Source organism: Nocardia sp. KT25-26 (genome assembly GCF_056627695.1).
Genome location: NZ_CM152813.1, coordinates 4856962 through 4869676, shown reverse-complemented (window position 1 = coordinate 4869676; position 12715 = coordinate 4856962). Strand labels below are relative to the sequence as shown.

General features: G+C 69.7%; 10 protein-coding genes and 1 tRNA gene. 5 read left to right on the top strand and 6 right to left on the bottom strand.

Features of this window, described 5'->3' with window-relative positions; all coding sequences use genetic code 11:
* Positions 1-68 precede the first annotated feature (68 nt).
* Positions 69-863: an enoyl-CoA hydratase gene (locus AC1HFH_RS22060; RefSeq protein WP_480244687.1), complete on the top strand. Its 795-nt coding sequence runs from the start codon at positions 69-71 to the stop codon at positions 861-863.
* Between the two features lie 2 nt (positions 864-865).
* Here the strand turns inward: AC1HFH_RS22060 and AC1HFH_RS22055 are convergent, their stop codons facing one another.
* The 6 genes from AC1HFH_RS22055 to AC1HFH_RS22030 all read right to left on the bottom strand — a co-directional run bounded on the left by AC1HFH_RS22055 (position 866) and on the right by AC1HFH_RS22030 (position 7025).
* The gene (locus AC1HFH_RS22055) at positions 866-1903 is read right to left on the bottom strand and encodes an Hsp70 family protein (protein ID WP_480244686.1); all 1038 of its coding nucleotides are present in this window, start codon (positions 1901-1903) and stop codon (positions 866-868) included.
* Between the two features lie 125 nt (positions 1904-2028).
* The gene (locus AC1HFH_RS22050) at positions 2029-2583 is read right to left on the bottom strand and encodes a MarR family winged helix-turn-helix transcriptional regulator (protein ID WP_480244685.1); all 555 of its coding nucleotides are present in this window, start codon (positions 2581-2583) and stop codon (positions 2029-2031) included.
* Positions 2584-2702: 119 nt separating this feature from the next.
* Positions 2703-4934 (bottom strand): SulP family inorganic anion transporter, encoded by a 2232-nt coding sequence (locus AC1HFH_RS22045; RefSeq protein ID WP_480244684.1) that lies wholly within the window; start codon positions 4932-4934, stop codon positions 2703-2705.
* A gap of 270 nt (positions 4935-5204) precedes the next feature.
* Positions 5205-5280 (bottom strand) — tRNA-Arg (locus tag AC1HFH_RS22040).
* A 117-nt stretch (positions 5281-5397) separates the two neighbouring features.
* Positions 5398-6102, bottom strand: coding sequence for a DUF305 domain-containing protein (locus tag AC1HFH_RS22035; protein WP_480244683.1), 705 nt, complete (start codon positions 6100-6102; stop codon positions 5398-5400).
* Positions 6102-7025, bottom strand: coding sequence for a DUF3105 domain-containing protein (locus AC1HFH_RS22030; protein ID WP_480244682.1), 924 nt, complete (start codon positions 7023-7025; stop codon positions 6102-6104). Before AC1HFH_RS22030 ends, AC1HFH_RS22035 begins: the two co-directional genes overlap by 1 nt.
* Positions 7026-7149: 124 nt before the next feature.
* Between AC1HFH_RS22030 and argS the strand changes: the two genes are divergently transcribed.
* From argS to thrC, 4 genes are all read left to right on the top strand, one after another.
* Positions 7150-8808: an arginine--tRNA ligase gene (argS, locus tag AC1HFH_RS22025; RefSeq protein ID WP_480244681.1), complete on the top strand. Its 1659-nt coding sequence runs from the start codon at positions 7150-7152 to the stop codon at positions 8806-8808.
* A gap of 25 nt (positions 8809-8833) precedes the next feature.
* A complete protein-coding gene (lysA, locus tag AC1HFH_RS22020; RefSeq protein WP_480244680.1) occupies positions 8834-10255 on the top strand; it encodes a diaminopimelate decarboxylase in 1422 nt (473 codons plus the stop codon).
* Between the two features lie 65 nt (positions 10256-10320).
* Complete coding sequence (locus tag AC1HFH_RS22015; protein ID WP_480247940.1) at positions 10321-11610, top strand: homoserine dehydrogenase; 1290 nt, start codon at positions 10321-10323, stop codon at positions 11608-11610.
* Complete coding sequence (thrC, locus tag AC1HFH_RS22010; RefSeq protein ID WP_480244679.1) at positions 11607-12713, top strand: threonine synthase; 1107 nt, start codon at positions 11607-11609, stop codon at positions 12711-12713. Before AC1HFH_RS22015 ends, thrC begins: the two co-directional genes overlap by 4 nt.
* Positions 12714-12715 lie beyond the last annotated feature (2 nt).

Here is a 12715-nt window from a genome sequence, read left to right as displayed (position 1 = left end):
CATCGCGACCGGGCGCCTCGGTATCGTCACCGGGGTCAACACTGCCGAACGACAAGAGGGTGTGCGTCGTGACCGATTTCGAGACGATTCTGCTGGAACGCAAGGGCGGCGAAGACGGCCGGGGCGGGGTCGGCTGGATCACCCTGAACCGGCCGAAGGCACTCAATGCGCTCAATGCGCAGGTGCTCGACGACGTGATCGCCGCGCTGGACGAACTGGAAGCCGACGATTCGATCGGCGCCGTCGTGATCACCGGTTCGGCCAAGGCCTTCGCCGCGGGCGCCGATATCAAGGAGATGCAGCCGAAGTCCTATATGGACATGTTCAAGGGCGACTTCTTCGCCCGCTGGGACCGGTTGGCGAACTTCCGCAAGCCCACCATCGCCGCGGTCGCCGGGTATGCGCTCGGTGGCGGCTGTGAGCTCGCGATGATCTGCGACATCCTGATCGCTGCCGATACCGCGAAGTTCGGTCAGCCGGAGATCAAGCTGGGCGTGATCCCCGGGATCGGCGGCTCCCAGCGCCTCACCCGCGCGATCGGCAAGGCCAAGGCGATGGACCTGGTGCTGACCGGCCGGAACATGGGGGTCGAGGAAGCCGAGCGCGCCGGTCTGGTGTCCCGGATCGTGCCCGCCGACGAACTGCTCGACACCGCACTCGACGTCGCCCGGACCATCGCCGGGATGTCACTTCCCGTGGCGATGCTGGCCAAGGAGTCGGTGAACCGCTCGTTCGAGACGACCCTGTCCGAGGGGTTGCGGTTCGAACGCCGAGTCTTCCACTCCCTGTTCGCCGTCGACGATCAGTCGGAAGGCATGACCGCGTTCGTGGAGAAGCGGGCGCCGAAGTTCACCGACAGCTGAGGTCACTCTTCCGGGGCCGGACCCGCTGGCAGCAGCTCGGCCGGCACGGTTCCCGGGCCGGCCGGTGCGGCCGCGGAATCGTGCATGGTCAGCAGCCCGGCCACGGCCGCGCCGAGGGTTGCGGTGACCGCGACGGCCGCCAGCAGTTTCCGGCGGCCCACCCCCGCGATGGTGTCGGCGGCCGGCGCCGCGCGCAGCCGGTGCATCTGCAACCGGCCCGGTCGCCGGCCGGCCAGCAGGACCGCGCCCCGGGCCGAGACGGATTCCGGTTCCGGGTCGTACACCACCGGCAGGCCGGTGAGATCGGCCAACGCCGCCCGTACGTCGGGGTTGCGAGTACAGCCGCCGAGTAGGACGAGCGCCGCCGGTGGCGTGCCGGTCTCCTCGATCACCTGCCGGACGAACGACGCCGAGTGGTGCAGGCCCGCGGCGCACAGCTCACCCAGCTCCCCGCGGGTCAGGACGGCACGCAGGCCGGTGGCGGTGTCGGTGGCGGTGATCACCCGGGTGTCGCTGAGCTGCTCCCGGTACCGGCGCCCGGTCGGCGCGTCGACGGCCACGCCACCGCGGGCGAGCTGCCAGCGCAGCAGCGCGTCGTAGCCGTCGCCGCCGAGTACCGTGCTGCGTCGTCCGGCGAGGATCGTCTCGGCCCGGCAGTCGGCCTGGGTGACGGTCAAGCCGGAACTGCCGAGGTCGTAGAGGAGTACCGTGCCCTCGGCCGGTAGTAGTCCGGTGAAACGCAGGTAGCGCAGCTGGGCGAGGGGTTCGTCGACCACCGCGGCATCCGGGGCGACGGTCCGGATCGCATCGGCGTGCACGTCGGTGCGGCAGGTGACCGCGGTGGCGCTGACCACCTCGTCGCGGGCGGCGGCCGCGGCCCGCATCCGGGCGATCGCCGCCGCGACCGGTTCGGCCACCGATCCGCCGGCTCGCCGCCGTACCAGGCATCGATCCACCGGCGGCAGATGCGGCTGGTCGGAGTGCGTCAGCACGGCTCGCGCGCCGTCCGCACCCGCCGATACCCCCAGCACCAGCACCATGCGCTCCATGGTGGCCGCTCGGCGCGTCGCTGCCAAGCATGTTGCCGGGTGATTCGCTGGACGTGTGCTGGATGGTCCGATTCGCCGCAATTATTCCGGCGGGTGTGCGCTCCGGCCGCCCCGGATCAGTCGGCGTCGGCCGGCCAGTCGGTTGCGGCCACTTCGCCGACCGGCTCGAAATCTCCGGCGGCCTGCCGGAACTCGGCCAGCAGTCCCAGCAGCTGCCGCAGCTGCCCGGGCGACAGGCCGACATCGGCGAACACCCGGGAGTTGAGCTCCTCAGTGGCGCGGGCGACGATCTCGCGCCCGGCCGGGGTGATCTCGACCAGCGTGGCCCGGCGGTCGGTGGGGTGGGGTACGCGAGCGACCAATCCGGCGGCCTCCAATCGGTCGACCGAATTGGTGACGCTGGTCGGATGCACCTGCAGCCGGGCGCTGGCCGTGGCCATCGGCAACGCGCCGTGCCTGCTGAAGTGCAGCAGTTGCAGCAGTTCGTACCGGGAGAAGGTCAGCCCGGTCGGTTTCAGGGCTTCGTCGACCCGGGCCATCACGATCTGCTGGGCTCGCACCAGCGAGGTCACCGCCGCCATCCCGTCGGCGACATCGGCCCAGCCGTGCCGGACCCACTGCCGGTGGGCCTCGGCGATCGGGTCGAGCGGAAGCGGGCGCGGCCGGGACATGCCCCCGATCATCCCATCGTCGCCAGGCGCGACGGGATCCGGCTCCGGTGGCTGGGGTTCCGGGCGCTGCGCAGTACCGCATCCCGGCCGGTTCGGCCCCGCCGGGATGCGGTCGCCGCTCAGACCGGCACGGGTCCGCGGCCGGGATCCGGTTCGATCTCGCCGATCCCCTCGGCGGTGACCTCGACCATCCGGGCGGTCGCGATATCGAAGAACAACCCCGACACGGAGATCTGCCGAGCACCGCCGGCCCGCGCCACCACCGGATGGGCGCGCAGCGTCTCCAGCTGCACCGCGATGTTCACCATGCTCAGCTGGTCGGCCGGGCCGAATCCGGCGGCGGCCGCGGCGGCGGCGACCGGATGGCCGTCCCGATAGCGGTGCAGGCTCGGCTCGGCATAGCGCAGCCAGCTGGACAGTTCGTCGTCCCCGGGGTCGGTATCGAGCAGTGCATGCATCGCGCCGCAACCGGAATGACCGCACACCACGACGTTGCGCACATCCAGCTCGCCGAGCGCGAAGCCGAGGGCGGCCTCGATCGAGGCATCCTGCCTCCCGGCCGGCACCAGATTTCCGACATTGCGGACCGTGAACAGGTCGCCGGGTCCGCTGTTTGTGAGCACGTTCGGCACGATCCGGGAGTCGGCACAGGTCAGGAAGAAGGAGTCGGGATCCTGTGCCTCGCGCAGCCGGCCGAGATGCGGGCGCAGCACGTGGGCATGGCTGCGGTGATATGCCGCCACCCCGGCGGTGACATGGTTGTCGTGGGTGTTGCGGCGCCACGGGCCCAGCATGCCGTCGACCAGTTCGCGGGCCGGTCCGCGGCGGGGCGGCCCGGCTGCCGCGTGTGCCATCCGTGCGGTCCCGAGCTCCACGTACTCGACGGTGCCGCCGGTGGTTTCGTGCTGCCGGGCCCAATCCAGAATCGCCTCGCAGGCGGCGTGGTCGAGGAAATCGACGGTGAGTTCCACCAGCACATCGGTACCGGGCGGCACATCGGCGAGCGCGGCCGAGAGCCTGGGCAGCGCCAGGAATGTGCAGGTCCCGTCGATGCCGACCAGCCAGCGATCGGTGCCGTCGACCGGTCCCGCGCTCACTGCCACCCGGACCACCCGCCACAACAGCAGCACGAAAGCCAGTGCGAGGCCGATCAATACGCCCTCGAGTAGGTTCGCGAACACGACACCGAGCACGGTGGCCGTGTAGATCAGCAGATCACCGGTGCGCCGCGCCAGCCGGATATGGGCCAGCTTCACCAGCTGGATGCCGATCACGATCAGCAGTCCGGCCAGTGCGGCCATCGGAATCTGCTGCACCACACCGACCAGCGCCACCGAGAACACCAGCACCCAGATCCCGTGCAGGAAGGCCGAAGCCCGGCTCCGGGCGCCGGCGTGGACATTTGTCGAGCTGCGCACGATCACGCCGGTCACCGGCAGCCCGCCGATCAGCCCGGAGGTGGTGTTGGCGGCGCCCTGGGCGATCAGTTCCCGATCGAAGTGGGTACGGCGGCCGTTGTGCATCTTGTCCACCGCCACTGCCGAGAGCAGGCTCTCCACGCTGGCGATGAGCGCGATGGTGAGCACCATCAGCGCCACCGCCGCCCAGTCGCCGTCCGGGATGCCCGGCAGGCCGACGGCATCGAACAGTGAGCCGCTCATCATCACTCGCTCGATATCACCGGGCAGGATCAGGGAGAGCACGGTGGCGGCCAGTACGGCGACCAGCGGTCCGGGCACCGTCCGGATCCGCTCCGGCACGAACCGCCAGCCGAGCATGATCGTGATCACCACGGCCCCGATCACGACGTCCTCGCCGTGCAGGTTCAGCAGTTGACCGGGCAGCTGGGTGATGTTGTCGAATGCGGTGCTGTGCGAGGATCCGCCGAGCAGGACATGGATCTGTTGCAGGGCAATGGTGATGCCGATTCCGGCCAGCATCGCGTGCACCACCACCGGCGCGATGGCGAGTGCGGCGCGGGCGATCCGGCTCAGTCCGAACAGGATCTGCAGCAGTCCGGCCGCGGCGGTGATGAAACAGGTCACCGCCCAGCCGAAGGTGGTGACGCTCTCGGCGACGACCACGGTGAGACCGGCTGCCGGGCCGCTGACCTGCAGCGGCGAACCACCGAGCAAGCCGACCACCACGCCGCCGACCACCGCGGCGATCAGGCCGGCCGCGATCGGCGCCCCGGAGGCGACGGCGATGCCGAGGGACAGTGGCAGGGCCACCAGGAAGACGACGATCGAAGCGGGCAGGTCGTAGCGGGCGATCGCGCGGAACCGGGCAGCGCGACCGGCGGCGACGGGGGCCCGGGGTTCGGGTGTGGGCCTATCGGTGTCGAGGGACATACTTCTCCTTCGCCGGAGCGCGGCGGCCCCGGTCAACGGTGGAACATGTTCTGCGGCAATCGATTCGGCGTTCGGACGGCATCGTCCGGCAACCTCGCAAGAGATGAGGCAAGCCTAAAGTTAAAGGCTTAGCAAAGCCTGAGAAAAGCCGATCTTGTATTCCATCGGCTGGGAAGGCCGCCCGCCTCGGTGGGCGGTGGACACCCGGACGCAAAAATCCCGGACCTGCGGGATGCAGATCCGGGAAGTTCGATGTCCGGTGACATCGGATGGTGCCCTCGGCAGGAATCGAACCTGCGGCCTTCTGCTCCGGAGGCAGACGCTCTATCCCCTGAGCTACGAGGGCGGGATAGTCTCGGTCGGGGCTTCCCGACCGGGCGGAGAACAGACTATCGCATCGGTGGCGCTGCGCCAAAAAAGGTGCCGGACCGGCGGCTTTCGTGCCGGTCCGGCACCTGTCGGCTCAGGGGAAGGGCAGCGGTTCGGCGTCGCGTTCGGCGAGCATCGATCGCATCAGGTCCGACTCGTTCTGCTGGGTGGCCACCATGGTGTCGGCCAGCGAGCGGACTGCGACGGTCTCGGCGTGGCCGGCGGCGTATTCACCCATCCCGACCCCACCCTGGTGGTGCCGCAGCATCAGCTGCAGGAACAGGACGTCGAGCTCGTCGCCGGTGGCCCGGCGCAGCTCGTCCATCTCCGCCGGGCTCGCCATACCGGGCATCTGCGTCGTGTCCGCCGACATGTCGTGCCCGTCGCCGTGTCCGTCCCCGTGGTCGGACATCCAGCGCATCGGCCCGTCGATGTCCTGTCCGGGTGCGTCCCACAGTTGCAGCCAGCCCTGCATCCGGCCCATCTGGTTCTCCTGGGTCGTCATGATGTCGTAGGCCAGCCGCTGCACGTCGGTATCCGCCGAACCGATCAGCGCGATTCCGGACATCTCGACCGCCTGTGCATGGTGCGTGGTCATGTCCTGGTTGAAGCCGATGTCCACCGGGCCGGGTTCGGCGGCACCCGAGTCCTCCTGCGGCAGCACCAGAGCGCCGATCGCAATACCCGCGAGCAGCGCCGCGACGGCGCCGAGGACCAGCAGCAGCGTGCCGGGCCGGCGGCCGCGGGAGCCGTCCGCGGATTCGGCGCGGTCGGGCTCGGCCGGGGTCTCGACGGTCATCACTGCTCCTCCGGGTTCGGCGCGGGGGCTTCGGGCAGCGGAGCCTCGGCGGGCGCTCCGGGAGCCGGGGCCCCGGGAGCGGGGACGTCACCGGCGCCGGGCATCGGCACGGTCGGCACCCCCGGCACCCCGCCCATTTCCGCGACATCCGGGGTGATCCCGCCGCCGTCCATCGGCACCGCATCGGGGCCGGGCGGGGTCGGGTCGTACGGCGGCGGGTTGTTGGCGTCGAACGCCGGGTTCGAGCAGCTGGCGCCCACCTCGGGGTAGGCGTACGGGTTCTCCCGCAGCGCGGTGACGAACTGCTTGATCCGGTCGTCGTCCGCGGAGTCCACGCGCAGCTGATGGCCCCACGACTGCAGCGAGATCGGGGCCGGCAGGTCGGGGTAGGGCGACATCATCGTGTACTGCTTGCCCTCGGTGAGCTGCTTCAGCGTGTCGATCCCGGCGCTGTCGATCTGCTCCGGGTCGTAGGTGATCCAGATCGCGCCGTGCTCGAGGGAGTGAACCGCGTTCTCCTCCCGGATCGGCTTCGCGTAGACGACGCCGGTGCAGTTCGCCCACGCCGCATCGTGCGGGCCGCCGAACGGCGGGGTCTGGTCGTAGGCCACCCGTTCGGTGGGCTGCACGTGCAGGCCCGCCGGGTAGTCCTGCTTCGTCACCCCGTCGATCTGGTCGGACGGATCCTGCTGCTCGGCGCTCGGCGTGAACTTCTCCAGCTCGGCCTGCTCCAGGTACTTGGGGACCAGGTTGTAGGCCAGCAGGGCGATCAATGCGATGATGACGGCACCTGCGCCGATCGTCGCCCACGGAATGTGTCGTTTGCCGGGGAGGTTGCCCTTGCCGCCCGATTTACGGGACGGCGACGACTTCCCGGCGGCCCGGACGGCCTTGGCCGATGAGGCGCTGGTCGGACTCGGCATCGCTCGTTGTGCTCTTTCGGTGGTCGGATCGGATGGGTTCGAGGTCGTGTGGTGGCCCCGAGGTTGCGCGGTGCACTGTGCCCAGTAGCGGGGTACACCTGCCCAGACCATAGGATAGAGACTCGTGACTCCAGCTGACCTTGCAGATGTCCTTCGCACCACGGCGGCGAAGGTGCTTGTCGAACGCGGACTGGATTCCTCGGTCCTGCCCGAACAGGTCACTGTGGAGCGTCCGCGTAACCCGGAACACGGCGACTATGCCACGAATCTGGCCCTTCAGGTGGCCAAGAAGGCCGGAACCAACCCGCGCGAACTGGCCGGCTGGCTCGCCGATGCGCTGGCCGCGGCCGAAGGGATCGAGGTCGCCGAGGTAGCCGGCCCGGGATTCCTGAACATCCGGCTGGCCGCGGCCGCCCAGGGGCTCATCGTCGAGCAGATCCTGGCCGCGGGGGCCGCCTACGGCACGGCGTCCACGCTGCAGGGCACCGCGATCAACCTCGAGTTCGTCTCCGCGAACCCGACCGGACCGGTGCATCTGGGTGGTACCCGGTGGGCCTCGGTCGGTGATGCGCTGGGCCGGATCCTGGCCGCCCAGGGCGCCGACGTCACCCGCGAGTACTACTTCAACGACCACGGCGCCCAGATCGACCGGTTCGCCGAATCGCTGGTCGCCGCCGCACTGGGCGAACCGACACCGGAGAACGGGTACGCCGGTGCCTATATCGGTGAGATCGCCGCGACCATCGTCGCAGCCCATCCGGAGGCGACGACGCTGCCCGCCGATCAGCGGCACGAACTGTTCCGTGCCGAGGGCGTGGAACTGATGTTCGCGCACATCAAGAAGTCGCTGCACGATTTCGGCACCGATTTCGATGTGTACTTCAACGAGAGCTCGCTGTTCGAGTCCGGTGCGGTGGAGCGGGCGGTCGAGCAGCTGAAGACCTCCGGCAATCTGTACGAGAAGGACGGCGCCTGGTGGATCGCCAGCACCGAATTCGGTGACGACAAGGACCGGGTGGTGCTCAAGAGCGACGGGCACGCCGCCTATATCGCCGGCGATATCGCCTACTTCCAGAACAAGCGCTCCCGGGGCTTCGATCTGGCCGTCTACATGCTCGGTGCGGATCACCACGGTTACATCGGCCGGCTCAAGGCGGCTGCGGCGGCCTTCGGGGACGATCCGGACACCGTCGAGGTGCTGATCGGGCAGATGGTGAACCTGGTCCGCGACGGCGTCGCGGTGAAGATGAGCAAGCGCGCCGGCACGGTGGTCACCCTGGACGATCTGGTCGAGCTGATCGGTGTCGACGCGGCCCGCTACGCCCTGGTGCGTTCCTCGGTGAACTCGAGCCTGGACATCGACCTGGACCTGTGGACCAGCCAGAGCAACGAGAATCCCGTGTACTACGTGCAGTACGCGCACGCCCGCACCGCCTCGATCGGGCGCAACGCCGCCGAGTTCGACTACGCCTCGGTCACCCCGGACCTGGCGCAGCTGACCGCCGACGAGGAAGGCGAGCTGATCCGTACGCTGGGCGAGTTCCCGCGGACGGTGGCCGGTGCGGCGAACCTGCGCGAACCCCACCGGGTGGCCCGCTACCTGGAGGAACTCGCCGGCGCCTACCACCGTTTCCAGACCAACAAGAACCTGCGGGTGCTGCCGCTGGGTGACGATCCGGTGTCGCCGGTCAACGCGGCCCGGCTGGAGCTGGTCGGCGCGACCCGACAGGTGCTGGCCAACGGCCTCGGCCTGCTCGGCGTCGCGGCCCCGGAGCGTATGTGATGACTATCAGGAAGAAGGGCCTACTGTGAGCGTCCATCCGGCCGGTCCCCGGCATGCCGACATCCCGCACGCCCCGAGCCTGCCGGAACGGCCCGCGGATCCGAGCGAGATGATCGAGCTGCCGGAGAACGTGTGGCCACGCAATGCGGCCCGCGACGCCGACGGCACGGTCACGCTGGCGGGCATACCGGTCACCGACCTCGCCGCGGAGTACGGGACGCCGCTGTTCGTGGTGGACGAGGACGATTTCCGGTCCCGTTGCCGGGACATGGTGGCCGCGTTCGGCCCGAACACCCGGGTGCACTACGCCTCGAAGGCATTTCTGTGCGGTGAGGTGGCGCGCTGGATCCGGGACGAGGGACTGTCCCTGGACGTGTGTTCCGGTGGCGAGCTGGCCGTCGCCCTGCACGGCGGTTTCCCGGCCGAACGCATCGCCTTGCACGGCAACAACAAATCGGTCCCGGAACTGGAGGCGGCCGTGGCCGCCGGCGTCGGCCACGTGGTGGTCGACTCGCTCTACGAGATCGACCGGCTGGAGGCGGTGGCCGGCGCCGCGGGCGTGGTGCAGGACGTGCTGGTCCGAGTGACCGTCGGCGTCGAGGCGCACACCCACGAATACATTTCCACCGCGCACGAGGACCAGAAGTTCGGTTTCTCCATCGCCGGCGGGGATGCGATGACCGCCCTCGCCCGGGTGTTCGAGGCCGACAACCTGCGCCTCGTCGGCCTGCACAGCCACATCGGCTCGCAGATCTTCGAGCTGGACGGTTTCGAGATCGCCGCCCGGCGGATGCTCGGCCTGCTGCGTGAGGCGATCGACAAGTTCGGCATAGAGCGCACCTCGCAGATCTCGATTCTGGATCTGGGTGGCGGCCTCGGCATCTCCTACCTGCCGAACGACGATCCGCCGCCGCTGACCGAGTTCGCCGCCAAGCTGCGCGAGCTGGTGGCCGCCGAAGCGGCCCGTGCCGGGCTGCCCGAGCCGGTCATCGCGGTCGAGCCGGGGCGCGCCATCGCCGGTCCCGGCACGGTGACCCTCTATGAGGTCGGCACCATCAAGGATGTGTCGCTGGACGGCGGGGCGCAGCGCCGCTATGTGAGCGTCGACGGCGGAATGAGTGACAACATCCGGCCCGCGCTGTACCAGGCCGACTACGACTGCCGACTGGTGTCGCGGTCCTCGCAGGCGCATCCGGTGGTCGCCCGGGTCGTCGGAAAACACTGCGAGAGTGGCGATATCGTCATCCGCGACGTCTGGATGCCGGCGGACACCGGACCGGGGGATCTGGTTGCGGTTGCCGCGACCGGCGCGTACTGCTATTCGATGTCGAGCCGCTACAACCTGCTCACCCGGCCCGCAGTGGTCGCGGTGCGCGATGGGCGGTCGCGGCTTATTCTGCGCCGGGAGACGGTGGCGGACCTGATCGGCCTGGAGGTGGAGAAGTGACGAGCGAAACGCTGGTGACCGGCACCCGCGATGCCCAGCGGCCGCTGGGTGTTGCGGTACTCGGCATGGGCACCGTGGGCACCGAGGTGGTGCGGGTGCTGCGCGAACATGCCGACGATCTGCGGTCGCGGATCGGCGCTCCGCTGGTGCTGCGCGGGGTGGCGGTACGGGATGCCGCAAAGGATCGCGGCCTGCCGGCGGAATTGCTGACCACCGATGCCGAGGCGCTGGTGGCCCGCGACGATGTGGATCTGGTCGTCGAGGTGATGGGCGGTATCGATCCGGCGCGTGCGCACATCCTGGCCGCGCTGAATGCCGGCAAGTCCGTGGTTACCGCCAACAAGGCGTTGCTGGCCGATTACACGGGCGAACTGGCGGCGGCGGCCGAGCGCAGCCGTGCCGATCTGTACTTCGAGGCCGCGGTGGCGGGGGCGATCCCGGTGGTGCGGCCGCTGATCCAGTCGTTGTCCGGCGATCGGGTGGACCGGGTGGTCGGCATCGTGAACGGCACCACCAACTACGTGCTGTCGGCGATGGACGAGACCGGCGCGGCCTACGGGGACGTACTGAGCGAGGCGATGCGGCTCGGCTATGCCGAGGCGGACCCGACCGCCGATGTCGAGGGCTACGATGCGGCCGCCAAGGCGGCGATTCTGGCGTCGCTGGCGTTCCACACCCGGGTGACGGCGGCCGATGTGCATCGGGAGGGGATCTCCCGGATCACCGCCGAGGATCTGGAGACCGCTTCCGCGGTCGGCTGCACGGTGAAACTGCTCGCGATCTGTGAGCGGGTGTCGGCCGGGCCGGGCGAGCCGCCGCCGAGCGAGGGCGGTAAGGAGCGGGTGTCGGTGCGGGTGTATCCGGCGTTGATCCCGCGCAAGCACCCGCTGGCCGCGGTCAACGGCGCTTTCAATGCGGTCGTGGTGGAAGCCGAGAACGCCGGGCGGCTGATGTTCTACGGTCAGGGTGCCGGTGGTGCGCCGACCGCCTCCGCCGTGCTCGGCGACCTGGTGATGGCGGCCCGGAACAAGTTCTTCGGTGGCCGCGCGCCGGGCGAATCGGTCTATGCTGAGTTGCCGATCGCGCCGATCGGGGACACCCCGACTCGCTACCACGTGAACCTGCAGGTCGAGGATCGGCCGGGTGTGCTGGAGGCGGTGGCCCGGGAGTTCTCCCAGCACGGCGTGAGCATTTCCACCGTCCGGCAGCAGGGGCACGGCGAGGGCGCCCGGTTGGTGGTCGTGACCCATCACGCGATGGAGTCGGCGCTGGCCGACACCGTCGCCGCACTGGCGGAGATGCCGTCGGTGACCACTGTCACCAGCGTTTTGAGATTGGAAGGCACCGAAGAATGACTACAGCATCTGGGCCCACCGGTGTCGCGCCGCAGTCCGGCGTGCATTCCCGCTGGCCCGGCCTGATCGCGGCATACCGCGATCGGCTGGCCGGTGCGGCGGACTGGGAGCCGGTGACCCTGTTCGAGGGGGGCACTCCGCTGGTTCCGGCGCCGTACCTGTCCGAGCGGACCGGGTGCGAGGTGTATCTGAAGGTCGAGGGTGCCAACCCCACCGGTTCGTTCAAGGACCGCGGGATGACGATGGCGATGACCGACGCCAAGTACCGCGGCCAGCAGGCGGTGCTGTGCGCCTCCACCGGCAACACCTCGGCCTCGGCCGCCGCCTACGCCACCCGGGCGGGGATGCACTGCGCGGTGCTGATCCCGCAGGGCAAGATCGCGATGGGCAAACTGGCCCAGGCGGTGGTGCTGGGTGCGAAGATCATCCAGGTCGAGGGCAATTTCGACGACTGCCTGGAGCTGGCGCGCAAGGTCACCTCGGATTTCCCGCAGGTGGGCCTGGTGAACTCGGTGAACCCGGCGCGGATCGAGGGGCAGAAGACCGCATCGTTCGAGATCTGCGATGTGCTCGGCAAGGCGCCCGATGTGCACGTCCTGCCGGTGGGCAATGCCGGCAACATCACCGCGTACTGGCGTGGCTACCGTGAGTACCATGCCGACGGCGTCACCTCGACGCTGCCGCGGATGCTGGGTGTGCAGGCCGCCGGTGCGGCGCCGCTGGTGCACGGCGCGCCGGTGAAGGAACCCGAGACGGTGGCGACCGCGATCCGGATCGGGGCCCCGGCCTCCTGGAACGGTGCGATGGCCGCCAAGGAGGAATCCGGCGGCGCCTTCCGCGCGGCGACCGACGACGAGATCCTCGCGGCCTACCGGCTGGTCGCCTCGCACGAGGGCGTCTTCGTGGAGCCGGCGTCGGCGGCCAGTGTCGCCGGTCTGCTGGCGGCCCGCGCCGAGGGCTGGCTGGAACCGGGGCTGACCGTGGTGTGCACGGTGACCGGTAACGGTCTCAAGGACCCGGACAATGCCCTCGCCGGCATGCCCGAGGTGCGCCCGATCGCCGTCGATCCGGTTGCCGTGGCCGCCGCACTCGAGCTGGCATAGCA

Bases quoted from the DNA above. Each gene is read 5' to 3' on its own strand.
- AC1HFH_RS22055 (WP_480244686.1), bottom strand. From the start codon at position 1,903: ATGGTGCTGGTGCTGGGGGTATCGGCGGGTGCGGACGGCGCGCGAGCC.
- AC1HFH_RS22050 (WP_480244685.1), bottom strand. From the start codon at position 2,583: ATGTCCCGGCCGCGCCCGCTTCCGCTCGACCCGATCGCCGAGGCCCAC.
- AC1HFH_RS22045 (WP_480244684.1), bottom strand. From the start codon at position 4,934: ATGTCCCTCGACACCGATAGGCCCACACCCGAACCCCGGGCCCCCGTC.
- AC1HFH_RS22035 (WP_480244683.1), bottom strand. From the start codon at position 6,102: ATGACCGTCGAGACCCCGGCCGAGCCCGACCGCGCCGAATCCGCGGAC.
- AC1HFH_RS22030 (WP_480244682.1), bottom strand. From the start codon at position 7,025: ATGCCGAGTCCGACCAGCGCCTCATCGGCCAAGGCCGTCCGGGCCGCC.
- AC1HFH_RS22015 (WP_480247940.1), top strand. From the start codon at position 10,321: ATGGGCACCGTGGGCACCGAGGTGGTGCGGGTGCTGCGCGAACATGCC.
- thrC (WP_480244679.1), top strand. From the start codon at position 11,607: ATGACTACAGCATCTGGGCCCACCGGTGTCGCGCCGCAGTCCGGCGTG.